The sequence below is a fragment of the Pseudarthrobacter sp. alpha12b genome, assembly GCF_054130495.1.
In genome coordinates this window covers 292624-311810 of sequence record NZ_CP196746.1, presented here as the reverse complement: position 1 = coordinate 311810, position 19187 = coordinate 292624, and the positions used below count along the sequence as shown (strand labels likewise).

Below are 19187 nucleotides of genomic sequence, written 5' to 3'. Positions count from 1 at the left end.
TACAAAGTGCAAAACTTTACCCTATGAGTGATAGTGCAATTCCCGACCCCGGGCTGCGTGAACGCAAGCGGGCTGCCACCCGGCGCGCCATCACTGCTGCCGCGCGGAGCATGACCGCCGAGCACGGACTCACCGGCTATACCGTGGAGGAAGTGTGCGAGGCCGCGGGCATCTCCCGCCGGACCTTCTTCAACTACTTCCCCACCAAGGAAGACGCCATCATCGGCCACGCGGACGACGACATTCCCTCGGACGTCATCGACGAATTCGTTGCCGGCGGAGCGGACTCACCGGCAGGCCAGATCTCCCCCACCCTGTTCCGCGACCTGGTGAAGCTCTCGCTCCGCCTGGCCGAGGGCATGTCCGCTTCGGAAGAAGACACCCGCCAGCTCATCGGGGTGGTCCGCAAGGAACCCCAGCTAATCCTCCGGATCATCGGCGTGACGGAGCAGCGGGAAGCCCAGTTCGCCAGGGACGTTGCCCGCCGCGAAGGGGTGGCCGCGGACCACCCCGTGGTGCAGATGGCCGTGGTGCTGCTCAGCACCATCGCCCGCAAGAGCAGCATGGCGTACTTCTCCGACGGCAATACGCGCAGCTACCCGGACCGGCTGCTGGAAAACATTTCCGCAGCCAGCGTCCTGTTTTCACAACCGTTCGATATCCCTGGTTCCACCGCCCCAGAAGGACAATCATGAGTACCGCCACCACCAAGGCGCCGGCCGGGCCCCTGCTGCTGACCCAAAAACGCATCTGGATCATCTTTTCCGCGCTGATCGCCGGAATGCTGCTGTCCAGCCTGGACCAGACCATCGTCTCCACCGCCATGCCCACCATCGTGGGCAAGCTCGGCGGCGTGGAGCACCAGGCCTGGATCACCACCGCCTACCTGCTGGCCACCACCATCGTGATGCCCATCTACGGCAAGTTCGGTGACATCCTGGGCCGGCGCAACCTCTTCCTCGTGGCCATAGCGCTCTTCACCCTGGCGTCGGTGGGCTGCGCCTTAGCCTCGGATTTCTGGGGCTTCGTCATCTTCCGCGCCATCCAGGGCCTGGGCGGCGGCGGTCTCATGATCCTCTCCCAGGCGATCATCGCGGACATCGTTCCCGCTAAGGACCGCGGCAAATACATGGGCCCGCTGGGCGCCATCTTCGGCCTCTCCGCCGTGGCCGGCCCGCTGCTGGGCGGTTTCTTCGTGGACCAGCTCACCTGGGAATGGGCGTTCTACATCAACATCCCGGTTGGCCTTGCCGCGTTTGCCATTGCCTGGTTTGCCCTGACCCTGCCGAACAAGAAGGCCGAGAAGCGGATCGACATCCTGGGAGTGCTGCTGCTGTCCGCGGCCACCACCTGCCTGATCTTCTTCACCGACTTTGGCGGCAAGAAAGATGAAGGCTGGGATTCGCCCCTCACCTGGGCCTTTGGAGCGGGCCTGCTGGTCTCGGCCGCCGCGTTCGTCATGGTGGAGCGCCGCGCTGAGGACCCGATTATCCCGTTGAGCCTGTTCCGGAACCGGATCTTCATCAATGCCACCGCGATCGGCTTCACCCTGGGCCTTGGTATGTTCTCCGCCATCGCGTTTGTCCCCACGTTCCTGCAGATGTCCTCGGGCACGTCCGCTGCCGAGTCCGGGCTGCTGATGCTGCCCATGATGGCCGGGCTCATGGGCACGTCCATCTACTCGGGCATCCGGATTTCCAAGACCGGCAAGTACAAGATGTTTCCCATCCTGGGTGCCGTCTTCACGATGGCGGCCATGCTGTGGATGACCACGCTCGCCGCCAGCACCCCCATCTGGGTCATTTGCCTGCAGCTGTTCGTCTTCGGGGCCGGGCTCGGCCTGATCATGCAGGTGGTGGTCCTGGTGGTCCAGAACTCGGTGCCGGCTGACCAGATCGGCACCGCCACCAGCACCAACAACTACTTCCGTGAGGTGGGCGCCGCCATGGGTGTGGCGGTGTTCGGGTCGATCTTCACCACGCGCCTCTCCGAGGCCCTGACCAATGCCTTCACGGGTGCGGGAGCCTCTGCCGAGCAGGCCGGGCAGTCCACCCGGACGCTGGATCCGCAGGCGTTGAGCCAGCTGCCGTCACAGTTGCGTGATGCCATCGTGAACGCCTACGCGGATTCGCTGGCGCCGGTGTTCTGGTACCTGCTGCCGTTCATTGCCGTGGCACTGCTGCTGGCCCTCACGCTGAAGCAGATCCCGCTGTCGGACACCGCCGGTATGGTGGCCCGTGGCGAGGCTGTCGGCGGGGAGGAAGCCGAGCGGCTCGCCGCCGGCGGCGCAGCGGAGGTGCGGGAAGCGTCGGGCGTCGGGAACGCGTCAGATGTGAAGGACGACGACGGCGAGCTGGTCTCCCACGGCCGCTGACCGACGTCGGACGCTTGGCTTTTCAGGGCTCGAAGTGGACGGCTGCGGAGCGTGCCAGCGCCTGGCGGATGCTGGTGAGGTGCCCGGGCATGAGTGCGGGAAGTTCGTCCAGGCCGAACCAGCCAACGGCCAGGGATTCGTCGTCGTTGACCCTTGCTTCGCCGGAGACGTAGCGGCACAGGAACACCACGTCCAGGAATTCGCAGACATCGCCATTGGGGTAGGTGACGGGACCCACGGCGCCCACGGACACCACGCGTTCAGCCTCGGCCACGACGGCCGTTTCCTCGAAGATCTCACGGACCAGGCCTCGGGCCGGCTGTTCCCCCGGGTCCAGCATGCCGCTGATGAGCGCCCACTGGCGGTTGTCCGCCCGCTGGGCCAGCAGGATCCGGCCGTCGTCATCCACTACCACGCCGCGGACCCCGGGAACCCAGAGGGGATCATTGCCGATTTTCTTGCGCAGCTTCAGGACGTATTCGGGTGCAGGCATAGCGCCAGCCTATCCAACACCCATGCCGGACGCCGTGCAGCTCAGGCGGGCAGCAGCATGGCGGCGGCTGCCCCGGCGAGCATGAACGGCCCGAACGGGATGGACGATTTCAAGGTCCCCCGCCGGGCTGCAAGGAGGGCCAGGGACCACAGGCCTCCCAGCAAAAAGGCCAGGAAGGTCCCTGCGAACAGGTGCCCCCAGCTGAGGTAGCCAAGGTACATGCCCAGCACTCCTGCGAGCTTGACGTCGCCGAACCCCATGCCCGGCGGATAGACGAACCGGAGGATGAAATAGAACAGCCACAGGATCCCGGCCCCGGCCACCACGCGGAGGGCCGGGGCTGCCAGGATCGCGCCGGTAGCGCCGCCGGCCGGAAGCGGACTGGCCCAGGCAACCGCTGCCGCCGCAAGGAGGAGCGCCCCGGCCACCGCATACGACGGAAAAACGATCCGGTTGGGCAGGAGGTGGTGCCGGACGTCGATGACGGTCAGCCGGACCGCCATCACCGCAAAGTACAGGCAGGCCGCCAGTACCAGCCAGAAGGCAAGCGGGGTGTGCTGCCAGAGTTCACCGAGTCGTCCGATCACCCCTCGGATGCTACTGGATCCACCCATTCCGGCCGTAGCACCCCCGCGTAAAATGTGGATATGTCGACCTGGGACTCCCGGCGTAGCCCGGCTCCGGACCCTCCTGCCGCCCCGGCGGACCTGGCTGCCGTCTTCCGGAACCTGTGCCGGTCCTCCCCCTGGATGTGGCAGTCGCTGCGGTTTGAGTACTGGGACCAGGCCTTCGCGTCAGCGCCTTCTCCGGGCGCACCCTTCGTCCGCGCCTGGCTGCGCCGTCCGGGTGCGCTCCGCCTGGAAAGCCCGGAGCGCCTGGTCCTGCACAGCACCACGGGAATTAACGATTCCAGGGACGCTTTCTACGTGAGTGCCACGCGCAAGTCCTGGCTCCTGCCTCCGCATCTGGTCACCCCCGTGTACGATGACGGCGGGCTGGTGCGCCGCCGGCCCGAAGCCGCGTACGGTGAGCCCGGGTTCGGCAACGGCCGCTTTTCGGCTGCGCTGGACCCTGTGGAGCTCGCGGGTAAAGCCCCGGTGCCCATCGAGTTTCCCGGCAGCAACGCGCTGGACATCCGGGATGTCCGGTATGCCGACCACGAAGGACGGCCCGTGCTTGAAGCGGAGGTGGCCCCCAACGCCGCGTACCGCCCCGCCGATCCTGCCGCTCCCCTGTGCCTCCCCGGCAGTTCCCTCCTCCGCGTGGACGTGGGCACCGGCGTCTGCGTGTCCAGCCGGTCGCTGGAACCGGAAACAGAAGGATATGGCCACTGGATCCGGATCATCGCCGTGGACGAGTACATGCTTGATGACCTGTTCCTGGCCCAGTCCATGAACCTCACCGATGTCCGCCGGCACATCAGCTGGGACATTCCGGCGTAGGTATGACAACTTCACCGCGGCGTGCTTCGGCTAGGCTTCGCGGATGACGACGATGAGCTCCATTTGGCCCCTGTTCGACCTCAGGCTGACCACACCGCGCCTGGAGCTCCGTCCCATCACTGACCAGGACATCCCGGCAGCCGTCGACGCCGCCCGCAGCGGAATCCACGATGCCGCCAGGAACCCGTTCAGCACGCCGTGGACGGAGCTGCCCGACGACGAGCTGGGCGCCAACATGGCCCGCTGGTACTGGCGCTGCCGCGGGGAGTTCACGCCGGAGAACTGGACCCTGCTCCTGGGCATCTGGCACGAAGGGCAGTTCATCGGCTGCCAGGACGTCGGTGCCAAGGACTTCGCGGTGCTGAAGACAGTCACCACCGGTTCCTGGCTCAAGCAGTCCGTCCAGGGCCGCGGCCTTGGCACGGAGATGCGTGCCGCCGTCGTGCTCTGGGCCTTTGACTGGCTGGGCGCCGAAGTCGCCGAGTCGGAGGCCGCCGACTGGAACAGCGCCTCCCTGGGCGTATCCCGCGCCCTCGGCTACGAACTCAACGGCACCACCCGCAAAGCCTGGGGCCCAAAAGTCGAAACACTCCAGCACGTCCGCGTCGCCCCGCAAACGTTCAAGAGGCCCGAGTGGAAGCTAAAGGTAGAGGGCCACGAAGCAGCGGCCAAGTTCCTGAAGATCACCTGAGGGGCCGCGGCTGGGTTCGTCCGCCCCCATAGTGGTTCCGGACGCCGCGCCACAGCCCTTCTCCGTCGCTTAGACACAACGCATAGGGCCACCTTCGGTCGCTGGGCGACCTCCGCCGGCCGATGCGTCGCGATGCGCTCCTACGAGAAGGACTGCGACCCGGCTGGTGCCTCAGTCCACCAATAGCGTGCCCGCCAGACGCGCCGGCCCTCATGAAGTCAGTCGGACAGGAGGTGCGCTGGCACAAGAAGGGCCAAGGTTTTTCGCTAGGAGCGCATCGCCGACCAAAGCGTTGCGCAGGTCGCCCAGCGACCGGAGCGGCGCGGCGGGAGGTGTCTAAGCGACGGCGAAAAGCCTTGGTCCTGCGTACGTAACTTCCCAGCGGAACCAGCCCCTGCCACGCACGAAAAGGGCCGTGGCCGGGCGAACCGGACCACGGCCCTTTGCTTAGGTGATTTAGCCCTCGAGCAGTTCGGTGACGAGTGCTGCGATGGGTGAACGTTCCGAGCGGGTGAGGGTGATGTGGCCGAAGAGCGGGTGTCCCTTCAGGGTTTCGACGACGGCGGCGATTCCGTCGTGGCGCCCGACGCGCAGGTTGTCACGTTGGGCGACGTCGTGGGTGAGCACGATCTTGGAGTTCTGTCCCATCCGGCTCATGACCGTGAGGAGGACGTTCTTTTCGAGGGACTGGGCCTCGTCGACAATCACGAAGGCGTCGTGGAGGGAACGGCCGCGGATGTGGGTGAGCGGCATGACCTCGAGCATGCCGCGGTCCATGACCTCCTCCACCACTTCCTGGCTGACCAGGGCGCCGAGGGTGTCAAAGACGGCTTGCGCCCACGGGTTCATTTTCTCGGATTCAGAGCCCGGCAGGTAGCCGAGTTCCTGGCCGCCGACTGCGTAGAGGGGCCGGAAGACGATTACTTTCCGGTGTTCGCGGCGTTCCAGCACGGCTTCAAGGCCTGCGCACAGGGCCAGCGCCGATTTGCCGGTGCCGGCGCGGCCTCCGATGGAAACGATGCCGACGGCAGGATCCATCAGCATGTCGATGGCAAGCCGCTGCTCGGCGGAACGGCCATGGAGGCCAAACACGTCACGGTCGCCCTTGACCAGGCGCACCTGCTTGTCGGCGCCCACGCGGCCCAGTGCGGAGCCCCGGTTGGAAAGCAGCACCAGCCCGGTGTTGACGGGCAGTTCGGCGGCGGCGGGGATGAAGACGGGTTCGTGCCCGTAGAGTGTGGCGATTTGCTGTTCGTCCGCTTCGATTTCGGCAACGCCCGTCCAGCCGGAGTCCTTGACCAGTTCGTTGCGGTACTCGTCTGCAGTGAGCCCCATGGCGGAGGCCTTGACCCGCATGGGCAGGTCCTTGGAAACTACCGTGACGTTGCGTCCCTCGTTGGCAAGGTTTTTGGCGACGGCGAGGATGCGGCTGTCATTGTCTCCGCTGCGGAAGCCTAACGGCAGCACCTCTGCGGAGATGTGGTTGAGTTCCACCATGAGGGTGCCGCCCTCATCCCCGATGGGAAGGGGCTGGTTGAGGCCGCCGTGCTTGACCCGGAGGTCGTCCAGGAGACGCAGGGCGTTGCGGGCGAAGTAGCCGAGTTCTGGATCGTGCCGCTTGGCTTCGAGTTCGGTAATGACCACGACGGGAACCACCACCTCATGTTCGGCGAACCGCAGGAGTGCCCGCGGGTCGGAGAGCAGGACGGAGGTGTCGATGACGAAGGTGTGGATGTCGGCTTCCCTTCCGGAGACAACAAAACCGGCCGCAGCATCAGTTGCTGCGCCGGTTTCAGAGGTGGCTCGCTCGGCGCGAGAGGTAGCTTTTCCGCCCTGTCCAAACAGGACCTCGGGCAGTTGTTCAGAAGTAGCCACATCGACTCCAGCCCCGGGCGCCAGCCCGGAATTGTTATTGGTGAGGCGGCTCGGCCACGAGGCCGGGTCCGGCCTCCCATACAACCGGCGCGATGTTTCGCTCCATGTACTGGCCTCCCCGATCAGCCGGCGGTTTTGCCAGCTGATGGATATAACGTAAATCCACTCCGGGTAATTTCCGCAACCATTACGCGGCGATTTCCCTTGCAGGTGTATGAACTCGTTATGAACCTGGGGTTTCAGGCGCCGAAGCGCCGCTGCCGGCCGGCGTAGTCGCGCAGGGCGCGGAGGAAGTCGACCTTGCGGAAGGCGGGCCACAGGGCCTCGCAGAAGTAGAACTCGCTGTAGGCGCTCTGCCACATCAGGAAGCCGGAGAGGCGCTGCTCCCCCGAGGTCCTGATCACCAGGTCCGGGTCCGGCTGGCCGCGGGTGTAAAGGAAGCGCGAGATGTCATCGACGCAGAGGTCGTCGGCGAGTTTGGAAATGTCCTTGCCTTTGTCGACGGCGTCGTGCAGGAGCTCGCGGACGGCGTCGACGATCTCCCGGCGGCCCCCGTATCCCACCGCCACGTTGACGTGGATCTTTTCCCGGACGGGGGTCCTTGCGGTGAGCTTGTTAAGGCGCTCGGCCAGGTAGTCCGGCAGCAGCTCAGGGGCACCCATGGCATGCACGGAGATGTTGGCGTCCTCGTCCAGCCGGTCAAGGGTGTTGGCAATGATCCCCATCAGAAGGTCAAGTTCCTCGCTGGAGCGGTTCATGTTGTCCGTAGACAGCATGTACAGCGTGACGACTTTGACACCCAGTTCCTGGCACCAGCCCAGGAACTCGTGGATTTTGTCCGCGCCGGCCTGGTGGCCCTGGGCGGTGGGGGCGTTGAACTGCTTGGCCCAGCGGCGGTTGCCGTCCACCATGACGCCAATGTGGCGCGGAATGCGGTCGCGGGGCAGGTCCTTGAGCAGCCGGCGCTCGTAGTAGCCATAGAGGAACCCGGGCAACTCCACGCGTCCACTCACCTGACTTTCCTGCCGTACGTACATCCACATCCTAGGCTACCGCCAGCAGCACTCCGGGACCTGCAGCATCGCAGGGCAGAGCGCTGAACGATGTTACCGATCAGTAACTTACCGCTCCGTAAGTTATTCTGGTGCCATGAACAGCGACTCTCCGCAGGCCTCCCCGGCGCCCCGGCCGGAGGACCGAAATGCCGCGGCGGAACCGGCGCCCACTGCAGTAGATGACGCCGCGGTCCGCCTGGCTGAACTCCTGATGATCAAGCCGAGATGGCGCGGCTGGATCCACACCGTCACGGCCCCCCTGGCCCTTGCCGCAGGGATCATCCTGGTTGCCCTCGCCCCCACGGCGGACCGCCGGATCACATCTGCCATCTACGCGGCCACGGGCGTTTTGTTGTTCGGCGTCAGCGCCGTTTACCACCGCGGCAACTGGTCTCCGCGGGTCAAGCTTGTCCTGAAGCGGCTGGACCATACCAATATCATGCTGGTGATCGCCGGTACCTACACGCCATTGGCCTGGACACTCCTGGAGCGCCAGCAGGCGGTGGTTCTTCTCTGGGTCATCTGGGCGGGAGCCATCCTGGGCGTGCTGTTCCGGCTGCTGTGGACTGATGCGCCGCGCTGGCTCTACGTACCCATCTACATCGCGCTGGGCTGCGGCGCGCTCTTCTACCTGCCGCAGTTCTTCCAGGCCAGCGTTCCCGCGGCCGTGCTGATCTGCGTGGGCGGCGCCCTCTACATTGCCGGCGCTGTTTTCTACGCGTTGAAGAAGCCCAATATCAGCTACCACCACTTCGGCTTCCACGAACTGTTCCATGCGTTCACCGTATTGGCCTTCGCGGCGCACTTCGTGGCGATCGCCTTGGCGGTCCTTGCCTAAAGCTGCCCCAGCCGAGGGAGTCCCCCGGCTCCCTTATTCGCGGGGCCGCGAAAGACCGTCGGCCGGGCCGTTTCCGTTGGCGTCCGGCGCTGCCGGGTGCGTGCCGCCGTCGAGCCCGTCCTGGGCGTCCGCGGCCTCAACGTCCGCCGCGGCAGCCGCCGCCATGCGCTCTTCCTCAACCTGGGCACGGTAGCGGACCCTGCGGATGCGCCGCACCATGTCCACAATGAGCAGGGCGGTTGCCACAACGAAGAAGGCCGTCATGATGAACCCCAGGAGGCCCGGCGTGACCTGGTCCTCGGAAATTCCATCCCGGAGCGTCGGAGTGGGCAGCGGGCTCGGCGTGGTGGCGAGGCGGAGGAGCAGAGAATGCACGGTTAATACCTTCTGGTGGAACGGATGCAGCAGGAAGCGGAAGGAACGGCCCGTCGCCGCGCCAGTCTTCTACGCAAGATAGAAATGCCTGCCCTGTCTATCTTAGCCCTGCGAACAGGTCCTTCTCGGGGAGTTCGGACCGCACCCGGGAGTGGATCAGGGAATAGTCCTCCCACGGCCAGACCCTGCGCTGCATGTCTGGCGAAACAGCGAAGAAGAACCCCAGGGGGTCCACCTGGGTACGGTGGGCGCGCAGCGCGTCGTCGCGCGTTTCGAAGAAGTCGCCGCAGTCCACCTGGGTGGTGGTGGGGTGCGTGGCCGGGGGCGGAGTGTGCCCCTCGGCGTCGGACTCCAGCCATGCCGCCAGGCGCTCTGCGTACGGCGACTGCAGGCCCGCCTCCTCCAGCGCAAAGTGCAGCGCCCGGAACCTTTCGGGACTGAAGGCGCGGTCGTAGTAGAGCTTGCTTGGCTCCCAGGCCTCCCCCGCTTCCGGGTAGCGTTCCGGCTCCCCCGCCGCTTCGAAGGCCTCCACGGCCACCCGGTGGGCCATGATGTGGTCCGGGTGGGGGTAGCCGCCGTTCTCGTCATAGCTGAGGATCACGTGCGGCTTGAAGGACCGCACCAGGCGGACCAGGGGCGCCGCGGCCTGCTGCAGGGGCAGGGTGGCAAAGGAGCCGGCCGGCAGCGGCGGGAGCGGGTCACCTTCGGGGAGGCCGGAGTCAACGAATCCGAGCCACTGCTGGCGGATGCCCAGGACGGTGGCGGCCTGCTGCATCTCCAGCCTGCGGGCACCGGCCATGTCCCGCTTGGGATGCGGCACGCCTTCCATGGCGGGGTTCTGGATGTCGCCGCGGGACCCGTCCGTGCACGTTGCCACCAGGACATCAACGCCGGCAGCTGCATACATGGCCATGGTCGCAGCGCCCTTGCTGGATTCGTCATCCGGGTGGGCGTGGACCGCGAGCAGCCGGAGCGGCACCTGGGAGTTGCTGGACGCTGTCATGGAAGGGACGGCTCCTTATTGTCTTGCGCGGCTTGAGGCAGCTTACGAATGTCTGTCGCGGTTACGTTGCCCTGCGGCAGCTGCAGCCACCGCAAAGAGCCCGGCGGAAAGGGCACTAAACTGGTCTGGTGACTTCCCCGGACCAGCCTGCCCAATCCGCGCCCGCAGACACTAGCCTAGCCAATCGGTATGGTGCTAAGAAGCGCCGGCTCTCCCCTAAGGCCGCCCGGGTTGCCATCGGCGCTGCATTGGTTGCGGGAATCGGGTTCCTGGCGTGGGTGACCACATCCAATTCGCTTTCCGGGGTGACATTCAAGGACGTGGGCTACAGCACCACCGACGCCACGCTTGCGGAAGTGGACTTCCAGGTCACCAGGGAACCGGCCAACCCCGTCAAGTGCGCGGTGAAGGCGCTGGACTCCAAGTTCGCGGTGGTGGGCTGGAAAGTGGTGGACATTCCCCCATCAGCGGCGGATGGAACAGCCGACGGCGGCAGGACAGTCGCCCAGCGCGTCACGTTGCGCACGGAGTCGGCTTCCGTGTCCGGCGTGGTGGACAGCTGTTGGATCCCCGGCGGGACGTCGTAGGAGATGTGATGCGCAACGCTTGCTTGTTGGGTTATCTCCAGCGGATTGACTACAATGGAGAGATACCTTCACCCCGCTGAGCTGGTTACTGTTCCACAAGTGGCCACCGTGGCGGGGTCTTTTGCATGTAAGACCACTAGAGGAGAAGTCCGTGTCTACCACCAACAGCGCATCTGCAGCCTGGCTTACCCAGGAAGCTTTTGACCGCCTGAAGGCAGAGCTGGACCACCTTTCCGGCGCAGGCCGGGCGGAGATCGTCCAGAAGATTGAAGCAGCGCGGCAAGAGGGGGACCTCAAGGAAAACGGGGGCTACCACGCAGCCAAGGAGGAGCAGGGCAAGATTGAAGCCCGCATCCGCCAACTGACGGTACTGCTCCGGGACGCCCATGTGGGTGAAGCGCCTGCCGATGACGGCATCGTGGAGCCGGGCATGATTGTGGTTGCCAGGATTGCCGGCGACGAGGAGACGTTCCTGCTGGGTTCGCGCGAAATCGCGGGCGACTCGGACCTGGATGTCTTCAGCGAGAAGTCTCCCCTTGGTGCGGCCATCCTGGGCCACAAGGAGGGCGAGAGCCTCAGCTACGCTGCGCCGAACGGCAAGGACATCAAGGTGGAGATCCTCTCCGCCAAGCCCTACGTCGGCTAGCACCAGGACAAGCACTTAGCCATTCCGGCAAAAAGCGGCGGCCGTCCCCCACCAGGGGACGGCCGCCGCTTTTGCATATGCGCTGCCTCAGGGCGGCAGGACCGGGTCAGGGCTCCCGCAGGAGCGCAGGGGTGCGGGGACGAAGCAGGAGGGCCGCCACTACCCCGCCCGCGGCGCCGCCCAGGTGCGCCTGCCAGCTGACGTAGCCGGCCACGAACGGCAAGGCTCCAAGCAGGATGCTCCCGTAGCCCATGAAAAGGACCACGGCGAGCAGGATCTGCCGCCAGCTGCGGTTGAAGAACCCGCGCACCAGGAGGAACGCGAAGAGTCCGAAGACCAGGCCTGAGGCGCCTACGGTGACACCGTTGCCGAGGAGCCAGACGGTCAGTCCGCTGCCGAGCCAGCTGAAGGCCAGCGCGGTGAGGAACACGCGCAGCCCGGAGAGGAAGACCAGGAAGCCGAAAATGACCAGGGGCAGGCTGTTGGAGAGCAGATGGTTGAGGTTGGCGTGCAGGAGCGGGAAGGTGAAGATATCCAGCAGCCCGTCGGCGCTCCTGGGCCGCAGCCCGAAAGTCCGGGTAAGGGCGCCCATCATCATTGTGTTGACCACTTCGATGGCGAACAACAGGGCCACGAAGCCGCCCAGCACCACCAGGCCGCCCTTGGCCCGCGACGCGACAGTCTGACGCCCGGGGACGCCTCCCGTACCAGTCAGCCCGTTATTCGGTCCGGCCATGGCCGCTCCTAGTGCACAACGATCGGCTGGAAGCCCTCGGCGCGGAGTGCGCTGAGGACCTGCTCACCGTGCTGGTGGCCCTTGGTTTCCAGGTTCACGGTGATGGAGACGTCACCCATGCTGATGGAGCCTCCCACCCTGGTGTGGTCCAGGCCGGTGACGTTGGCATCGTTTTCGGCAATGATGCGGGCAATGGTCGCCAGGGAACCGGGGCGGTCGTCAAGCATCATCCGTACGGTCATGTATCGTCCCGCCGCGGAGAGACCGCGCTGGATGACCTTGAGCATGAGCATGGGATCGATGTTGCCGCCGGAAAGCACGGCCACCGTTGTCCCGGGGTTCTCGATCTTGCCGTCCATGAGGGCAGCCACACCCACTGCCCCTGCGGGCTCCACCACCATCTTGGCCCGTTCCAGCAGGAAGATCAGCGCGCGGGCCAGGGAGTCTTCGCTGACGGTTACAACATCGTCCACCAGCTCGCGGATGATGCTGAAGGGCAGCTGTCCGGGGCGTCCCACGGCAATGCCGTCAGCCATGGTGGAGACCCGCTTCAGCGGTACCAGCGCGTCGGCGGCCAGCGAGGGCGGGTAGGCGGCAGCGTTCTCCGCCTGGACGCCGATGATGCGGATCTCCCGGCCCAGTTCCCTGGCACGGGCCTTGATGGCGACGGCGACCCCTGCCAGGAGTCCGCCGCCGCCCACACCCATGAGGACTGTGTCAACGTTGGGGACCTGTTCGAGGATTTCCAGGCCCACCGTTCCCTGGCCTGCCACCACGTCCACGTTGTCGAACGGGTGGACGAAGACCATGCCGGTTTCGTCACTGTAGCGCTGGGCTTCGGCGAGTGCCTCGTCCACGTTGTGCCCGTGCAGGATGACTTCGGCACCGTGACTGCGGGTGGCGGCAAGCTTGGGCAGTGCTACGCCCAGAGGCATGTAGATGCGGGCCTTGATGCCAAGGCTTTTGGCAGCCACGGCAACGCCCTGTGCGTGGTTGCCGGCAGAGGCTGCCACCACTCCCCGTTTTTTCTCTTCCGGGGAGAGCCGTGCCATCCGCACGTAGGCGCCGCGCACCTTGAACGAGCCGGCGCGCTGCAGGTTTTCGCACTTGAAATAGACGTCGCCGCCCACCATGCCCCCCAGCGCCCGCGACGATTCCACCGGGGTGCGCGCAATGATCCCGTCAAGCAGCTTCTGCGCCTCCAGGACATCGTCCAGTGTGACGGGAAGGGTTTCAAGGATCTTCACGGACTACTCTCCTCTGGGTTCTGCCCGGGTGCCCTCCGGGGAGGCGGTGCGGGCATCACGGGGCTCGGATGACGCGCCGGCCGCGGGGGCCTTCACGGATTCGGATGAAGACGGCGGTTCAACGTCCTCGATGGTGTTGTCCCCGCCCACTCCGGCTGTGATGGGCCTCCCGGCAATTACCGGCACCTGTTCATGTTCCCACGTTCTTGCGGCGATGTAGCGAACGGCCGAGTTTGCTACGGCCAGGATGGGTACGGAGAACAGCGCTCCGGGGATGCCGGCGAGGTAGGAGCCCGCAGCAACACTGAGGATTACCGCCACCGGGTGGAGCGACACTGCCTTGCCCATGACCAGGGGCTGCAGGATGTGGCCCTCAAGCTGCTGGACCAGCAGGACGATTGCCAGCATGATCAGGGCGTTGACGGGGCCGTTGGCCACCAGGGCCAGCAGGATGGCCACGACGCCGGTCAACAGGGCGCCCACCACCGGGATGAACGAGCCGAGGAAGACCAGCACGCCCAGGGGCAGGGCAAGCGGAACACCGATGATGGCCGCGCCCACCCCGATCCCCAGCGCGTCGACAGCCGCGACGAACATCTGGATGCGCGCGTAGCTGACCATGGACGCCCAGCCCTTGCGGCCTGCGCCGAAGGCGGCGGCGCGGGCCTTTCGGGGAAGCAACCGGACAAGGAATGCCCAGATCCGGTCACCTTCCAGGAGGAAGAAGATCAGGATGAACAGCGAGAGCAGCAGTCCGGCAGCGAAGTGCCCGGCCGTGCTGCCAAAGGACAGGGCACCGCTGAGGATGCTGCTGCTGTTGTTCTGCAGTGCGTCGGTGGCTTCCTTAACGTACTGGTCGATCTGATCGGCGGTGAGGTGCAGCGGGCCCGCCGACAGCCAGTCCTGGACCTGGCGCACGCCTTCGAGTGCCTGGGAATAGAGCTCGCCAAAACCGACCACCAGTTGCCTGCCCACCAGGGCCAGTGCACCGGCGATGACGCCGATGAACCCAAGGATTGTTGCGGCGACGGCCAGGCCGGCCGGGAGTCCGCGCCGCTTCAGCCATCCCGTGACCGGGCTGAGGAGCCCCGCAAGGAGTGCGGCCACCATGACCGGGATGATCAGGAGGGTGATGTGGCTGAGCAGCCACACCAGGATCCCCGCCATCAGGAGGATCAGGCCCAGCCGCCACGACCAGGAGGCCGCTATGCGGATGCCATAGGGTATGTCCTTGTCCAGCTCACGGTCGGTTAGGACCCGCAGGGGCGCAGCCGTGGCCGTGGCCGTGGCGGGAGTTGGGTGGGCCGGTACTGGTTGGGCAAGGGTAACGTCGTCCTCTTGTGGCGTCATATCCCCATACTTCCCCAGCAGCGGCCCAATGCAAACTACCGCCCGGCCGCGCCCGCCGTATAGTCGATGCCCCATTCCATGCTGAACGACTCCCCGGGCGCCAGCCACCGGAGGCCGTCACCGGAGTTGAACGCATTCGCCGGCCCCGTCATGGGCTCCACCGCTACTGCCCGGGTCCGGCCGGGGTACACGGTGCTCACGTAGATGTGGACGAAGCGGCAGGCTTCATCCTGCCAGAGCGAGACCTGGCTGCCGTCGGCGGCGGCAAGGGTGTGCCGGGCCCTTCCGTCCTCGTAGCGGAGGTCGGTCAGGGCAACGTCCACCGCCAGGTCTGCGATGTGCCGCCCGCTGCGGAAGTCAACGTCCCCGTCAACAGGGGCCGAACTGCGCGGAATCAGGCGTTCATCGGTCACCAGCCGGGTGTCGGCGGCAACGGTCAGCTGCAGTTCCTCAACCGGTGTGTCACCAACCCGCAGGTAGGGGTGTGCGCCCAGGACGAAAGGCGCGGCTGCCGCACCGTCATTGGTGAGGGTCTGCCGGACGTGCAGCCCAAGGTCTTCCGAAAGCTGGTACTCCACCCGGTGCCGCACCAGGAAAGGGTAGCCGTGCTGCGGAAAGACGGTGGCCTCCAGCGCCACGGCGTGCGGTGATTCCGCCACCGCAGCGTAGCCGGTGTTTCGAAGCAGGCCGTGGCTGGCATTGTTGCGGGACACTTCCGTGATGTCCAGCTGCTGCTTCTTCCCGTCGAGGAACCACTGCCCGTCCTCCACCCTGTTGGCCCACGGTGCCAGCGTGATGCCTGCACCGCCGGGGGAAATCTCATCATCGCCGTAGGTCTCGGTCAGCAGGACCCCACCCCGGCTGAACGAGCGGAGTCCGGCTGCGAGCTCGGTTGCCACGGCTACGGCGTCGCCCCGGCGGATCTCGTATTGCCGGCCGGTGGCGCAGGACCGGGCGCGGGCAGGGGCGGGAGTTTCCTGTTCGGAAGAGGCAGTCATGGGGATTACCGTACAACGGGCGGCGCCGCACCTCCATCCCCCGCCTGTTACATTTTGTTGTAAACTATTCATTCTTGATCGTTTATGCCACACTTTTTGCATGACAGGGATTACCAGCACCAGACTCTCCGATGGCCGGGAGCTGATCTACTTCGACGATGCCGGCACCAGCACCTCGCGCGCCGAACACCTCACCACGGACCACCGCGGCCTCCCCCCGCGGGGCGAACCGGGCGAGGTCCGCTTCGATGCGCTGACGGACGAGTGGGTGGCCGTTGCCGCACACCGCCAGGCCCGGACCCACCTGCCCCCGGCAGAGCAGTGCCCCATCTGTCCCACCACCCCCGGAAACGCCTCCGAGATTCCTGCCGCCGATTATGACGTGGTGGTCTTCGAAAACCGGTTCCCTTCCCTGGGGCCGGCACTGGGGACGGTCCCGGAAGATGCTGCTTGGGGAACCAAAGGCCCTGCCTACGGCCGCTGCGAGGTGGTGTCATTCACCCCGGAGCACACCGGAGCCTTCAGTGGGCTCAGCCAGGCGCGGTCCCGGACCGTGATCGAAGCGTGGTCGCAGCGCACGGCTGCCCTCAGTGCCATGGCGGGCATCAAGCAGGTGTTTCCGTTCGAAAACCGCGGCGCTGACATCGGCGTAACACTGCACCACCCGCACGGGCAGATCTACGCCTACCCCTACGTCACGCCGCGCGCGGGCGTCCTGGGCGTGGCAGCCCGGAAGTACTACGACGCAAAGGACGGCAGGGAAACCTTGACCGGTTCGCTGCTGCGCGCTGAGCGGGAGGACGGCAGCAGGATGGTCATGGAAGGCACGCACTTCAGCGCCTATGTGCCCTTCGCCGCCCGGTGGCCCCTGGAAATCCACCTGGTCCCGCACCGCCAGGTTCCCGATCTCGCCGCACTGGGCGGGGAGGAAAAGGATGAGCTGGCAGAGGTCTACCTGGACCTGCTCAAGCGGGTTGACGCCCTGTACCCCACGCCCACTCCCTACATTTCCGCCTGGCACCAGGCCCCGCTGGATGATCTCCTGCGGCCGGCAGGCTACCTCCACCTCCAGCTGACCTCGCCGCGAAGGGCAGCCGACAAACTGAAGTACCTGGCCGGGTCGGAGGCAGCCATGGGCGCCTTCATCAACGACACCACCCCCGAAAGCGTGGCCGAACGGCTGCGCAATGCTGCCGTCCCGCCGTCGTCCACGCCAGTTGCCGCCATGGCGGCAAGCCCGGAAGGAGCATCCGCATGAGCACCCGGAACCAGGACCACAACCAAGCCGCAACTGCCGCACCGCAGGATCTCAGCGACCGCTTTGAGAAAGAGTTCGGCAGCGCTCCCGACGGCGTATGGCAGGCGCCGGGACGGGTAAACCTCATCGGCGAACACACCGACTACAACGAGGGCTTTGTCCTCCCCTTCGCCATCGACCGCACCGCCAGGGTGGCCGTATCCGTCCGCCAGGACGCCACCGTACGGCTCCTGTCCACGTACGGTGACCAGGGCGTGGTGACCACCTCGCTCGATTCCCTCAAGCCCGGAACAGCCAAGGGCTGGACCAAGTACCCCCTGGGCGTCATGTGGGCGCTCCGGGAGCGGGGCATTGACGTTCCCGGGCTGGACCTGCTCCTTGACTCGAATGTCCCACTGGGTGCCGGCCTGTCGTCGTCGCACGCCATCGAATGCGCCGTCATCACCGCACTGAACGATCTCACGGGCGCCGGGCTGGAGGCCGAAGACATGGTGCTGGCAACCCAGCGGGCGGAAAACGACTTCGTCGGGGCGCCTACGGGCATCATGGACCAGTCCGCGTCCCTGCGCGGCTCAACGGGCCACGCCGTCTTCCTGGACTGCCGTGACCAGACCGCGCGACTGGTCCCGTTTGAGACGGAACCAGCCGGCCTGGTGCTCCTGGTGATCGACACCAAGGTGTCGCACTCGCACGCCGACGGCGGCTACGCCTCGCGGCGGGCATCCTGCGAGCTGGGCGCGGAAGTCCTGGGAGTTAAGGCTCTCCGGGACTTGGAGGTGGCGGACCTCGAGGAGGCCAGCGGGCTGCTGGATGAGGTCACCTTCCGCCGGGTTCGGCACGTGGTCACCGAGAATGACCGGGTGCTCCAGACCGTGGAGCTGCTGGCCGGCCCCGGCCCCAGTGCCATCGGTCCCCTGCTGGACGCCAGCCATGCCTCCATGCGCGACGATTTCGAAATCTCATGCCCGGAACTGGACCTGGCCGTGGACACTTCCCGTGCCAACGGGGCCATTGGTGCCCGCATGACCGGCGGCGGGTTTGGCGGAGCGGCGATTGCGCTGACTCCCGTGGATTCCGTACCCAAGGTGCGTGACGCCGTCGCCAAGGCTTTTGCCGACGCCGGCTACAGGGCGCCGGATATCTTCACCGTCTCCCCTGCCGCCGGAGCCATGCGCGTGGCCTAGCGCGCCGAACGGCCTGAGGCCGGCAGCAGTTAACGACCGTGGGCCCCACCAGTCTGATGGGGCCCACGGTTGTTTGGTTTACGACGGCGGAAGCTGCCGCAGTGCCTAGTCGTCGCCGCGCAGGATGGCCAGCAGGCGGATGATCTCCACGTACAGCCAGACAAGCGTGACAGTCAGGCCGAAGGCCGCAGTCCACGAGAAGCGCTGCGGGGCTCCGCTGCGGACGCCCTCCTCGATGCTGGTGAAGTCCATGATCAGCGAGAACGCAGCGAGGCCGATGGCCAGCAGGCCGATGACAACGCCCAACATCCCGCTCCGCAGGCCGAAGGGCTCCTGCGTTACGCCCGTCAGCATCATGACGAGATTGACGATGGAGAAGAGTGCGTAGCCGCCAAGTGCGATCATGAAGAAGCGCATGGCCTTCGGTGTGGCGCGGACCTTGCCGCTCTTGAAGAGCAACAGGGTCACGGCGAACACCGAGAGGGTGCCGATCACGGCCTGCAGCCCGACACCCGGGTATTGCGTGTCAAGGATCCGGGTGAGCCCGCCGAGGAAGAGGCCCTCCAGTGCCGCGTACGCCAGGATCAAGGCCGGCGACGGCTGTTTCTTGAAGGTGTTGACCAACGCCAGCACGAACCCGCCCAGGGCACCGACAATCATCAGCATGGAAGCCAGCGGCAGTCCCACGGTAAGGGTGATGGCTGCGCCTACCAAGACGGCGCCAAGGCAGGCCGCCGTCTTCATGATGACGTCGTCGAACGTCATCCGGCCGGTGTCCGCGGGGCCGGCCGACGGCTGGCTGTACATCTGCCGCAGTTGTTCGTCGGTCATGCTCTGGGGCTGCGTGCCCCAGCCCTGCGTGCCCCAGCCCTGCTGGCCGTAAGGCTGCTGGCCGTAGGGTGCCTGGCCGTAGGGAGCCTGGCCGCCGTAAGGCTGCTGGCCGTAGGGAGCCTGCGGTACAGGCGGTGCCTGGGTGGCTCCACGGAAACTCTTTCCGTTGAAGATCGGGTTGCCGCCAAGTGCCATTGCGGGATT

The 19187-nt window shown here is 66.0% G+C and carries 20 protein-coding genes; 9 read left to right on the top strand and 11 right to left on the bottom strand.

The features are described 5' to 3' along the window. Window positions 1-23 precede the first annotated feature (23 nt). Window positions 24-695 carry a TetR/AcrR family transcriptional regulator gene (locus ACTAQI_RS01425; protein ID WP_457949047.1) on the top strand — a complete coding sequence of 224 codons (672 nt, stop codon included), beginning with the start codon at window positions 24-26 and terminating at the stop codon, window positions 693-695. Further along, window positions 692-2374: an MDR family MFS transporter gene (locus ACTAQI_RS01420; RefSeq protein ID WP_457949045.1), complete on the top strand. Its 1683-nt coding sequence runs from the start codon at window positions 692-694 to the stop codon at window positions 2372-2374. Before ACTAQI_RS01425 ends, ACTAQI_RS01420 begins: the two co-directional genes overlap by 4 nt. Window positions 2375-2396: 22 nt before the next feature. On the opposite strand, the gene ACTAQI_RS01415 is transcribed toward ACTAQI_RS01420, so the two are convergent. Then, window positions 2397-2867, bottom strand: a complete 471-nt coding sequence (locus tag ACTAQI_RS01415; RefSeq protein ID WP_457949044.1) for an NUDIX hydrolase — start codon at window positions 2865-2867, stop codon at window positions 2397-2399. A gap of 41 nt (window positions 2868-2908) precedes the next feature. Continuing rightward, on the bottom strand, window positions 2909-3454 hold the full coding sequence (locus tag ACTAQI_RS01410; RefSeq protein WP_457949042.1) for a prepilin peptidase: 546 nt from the start codon (window positions 3452-3454) through the stop codon (window positions 2909-2911). Window positions 3455-3514: 60 nt separating this feature from the next. Between ACTAQI_RS01410 and ACTAQI_RS01405 the strand changes: the two genes are divergently transcribed. Together ACTAQI_RS01405 and ACTAQI_RS01400 are read left to right on the top strand one after the other, a co-directional pair. Next, window positions 3515-4309, top strand: coding sequence for a hypothetical protein (locus tag ACTAQI_RS01405; RefSeq protein ID WP_457949040.1), 795 nt, complete (start codon window positions 3515-3517; stop codon window positions 4307-4309). 43 nt (window positions 4310-4352) lie between these two features. Next, on the top strand, window positions 4353-5000 hold the full coding sequence (locus ACTAQI_RS01400) for a GNAT family N-acetyltransferase (protein ID WP_457949039.1): 648 nt from the start codon (window positions 4353-4355) through the stop codon (window positions 4998-5000). Between the two features lie 456 nt (window positions 5001-5456). Here ACTAQI_RS01400 and ACTAQI_RS01395 read toward each other — a convergent pair whose 3' ends face one another. Together ACTAQI_RS01395 and ACTAQI_RS01390 are read right to left on the bottom strand one after the other, a co-directional pair. Then, window positions 5457-6875 carry a PhoH family protein gene (locus tag ACTAQI_RS01395; protein ID WP_457949037.1) on the bottom strand — a complete coding sequence of 473 codons (1419 nt, stop codon included), beginning with the start codon at window positions 6873-6875 and terminating at the stop codon, window positions 5457-5459. Window positions 6876-7114: 239 nt separating this feature from the next. Beyond that, window positions 7115-7876: an isoprenyl transferase gene (locus ACTAQI_RS01390; protein ID WP_457950961.1), complete on the bottom strand. Its 762-nt coding sequence runs from the start codon at window positions 7874-7876 to the stop codon at window positions 7115-7117. Window positions 7877-8024: 148 nt separating this feature from the next. Here ACTAQI_RS01390 and trhA point away from each other — a divergent pair, with 148 nt between their 5' ends. Then, the gene (gene trhA / locus ACTAQI_RS01385; RefSeq protein WP_457949036.1) at window positions 8025-8768 is read left to right on the top strand and encodes a PAQR family membrane homeostasis protein TrhA; all 744 of its coding nucleotides are present in this window, start codon (window positions 8025-8027) and stop codon (window positions 8766-8768) included. A 33-nt stretch (window positions 8769-8801) separates the two neighbouring features. Here trhA and ACTAQI_RS01380 read toward each other — a convergent pair whose 3' ends face one another. Both ACTAQI_RS01380 and mca read right to left on the bottom strand, forming a co-directional pair. Next, the gene (locus ACTAQI_RS01380) at window positions 8802-9143 is read right to left on the bottom strand and encodes a hypothetical protein (protein WP_457949034.1); all 342 of its coding nucleotides are present in this window, start codon (window positions 9141-9143) and stop codon (window positions 8802-8804) included. A gap of 97 nt (window positions 9144-9240) precedes the next feature. Next, window positions 9241-10146, bottom strand: coding sequence for a mycothiol conjugate amidase Mca (gene mca / locus ACTAQI_RS01375; protein WP_457949032.1), 906 nt, complete (start codon window positions 10144-10146; stop codon window positions 9241-9243). 128 nt (window positions 10147-10274) lie between these two features. Between mca and ACTAQI_RS01370 the strand changes: the two genes are divergently transcribed. Together ACTAQI_RS01370 and greA are read left to right on the top strand one after the other, a co-directional pair. Beyond that, the gene (locus tag ACTAQI_RS01370; protein WP_457949031.1) at window positions 10275-10733 is read left to right on the top strand and encodes a DUF4307 domain-containing protein; all 459 of its coding nucleotides are present in this window, start codon (window positions 10275-10277) and stop codon (window positions 10731-10733) included. Between the two features lie 151 nt (window positions 10734-10884). Then, the gene (greA, locus tag ACTAQI_RS01365) at window positions 10885-11379 is read left to right on the top strand and encodes a transcription elongation factor GreA (RefSeq protein WP_457949030.1); all 495 of its coding nucleotides are present in this window, start codon (window positions 10885-10887) and stop codon (window positions 11377-11379) included. A 106-nt stretch (window positions 11380-11485) separates the two neighbouring features. Here the strand turns inward: greA and ACTAQI_RS01360 are convergent, their stop codons facing one another. From ACTAQI_RS01360 to ACTAQI_RS01345, 4 genes are read right to left on the bottom strand one after another with little or no spacing between them, the layout of a single operon-like run. Further along, a complete protein-coding gene (locus tag ACTAQI_RS01360; RefSeq protein ID WP_457949028.1) occupies window positions 11486-12115 on the bottom strand; it encodes a rhomboid family intramembrane serine protease in 630 nt (209 codons plus the stop codon). Between the two features lie 8 nt (window positions 12116-12123). Next, window positions 12124-13362: a threonine ammonia-lyase gene (ilvA, locus tag ACTAQI_RS01355; protein WP_457949026.1), complete on the bottom strand. Its 1239-nt coding sequence runs from the start codon at window positions 13360-13362 to the stop codon at window positions 12124-12126. Window positions 13363-13365: 3 nt separating this feature from the next. Then, the gene (locus ACTAQI_RS01350) at window positions 13366-14712 is read right to left on the bottom strand and encodes an AI-2E family transporter (RefSeq protein ID WP_457949024.1); all 1347 of its coding nucleotides are present in this window, start codon (window positions 14710-14712) and stop codon (window positions 13366-13368) included. 35 nt (window positions 14713-14747) lie between these two features. Beyond that, a complete protein-coding gene (locus tag ACTAQI_RS01345; protein ID WP_457949023.1) occupies window positions 14748-15710 on the bottom strand; it encodes an aldose 1-epimerase family protein in 963 nt (320 codons plus the stop codon). Between the two features lie 100 nt (window positions 15711-15810). On the opposite strand from ACTAQI_RS01345, the gene galT reads away from it, so the two are divergent. Both galT and galK read left to right on the top strand, forming a co-directional pair. After that, entirely contained in the window at window positions 15811-16968 is a 1158-nt protein-coding gene (gene galT, locus ACTAQI_RS01340) for a galactose-1-phosphate uridylyltransferase (protein WP_457949022.1), read from the top strand. Then, a complete protein-coding gene (galK, locus tag ACTAQI_RS01335; RefSeq protein WP_457949020.1) occupies window positions 16965-18152 on the top strand; it encodes a galactokinase in 1188 nt (395 codons plus the stop codon). The genes galT and galK overlap by 4 nt, the downstream gene beginning before the upstream one ends. A gap of 105 nt (window positions 18153-18257) precedes the next feature. Here galK and ACTAQI_RS01330 read toward each other — a convergent pair whose 3' ends face one another. Continuing rightward, window positions 18258-19178, bottom strand: coding sequence for a Bax inhibitor-1/YccA family membrane protein (locus ACTAQI_RS01330; RefSeq protein ID WP_457949019.1), 921 nt, complete (start codon window positions 19176-19178; stop codon window positions 18258-18260). Window positions 19179-19187: the final 9 nt, after the last annotated feature.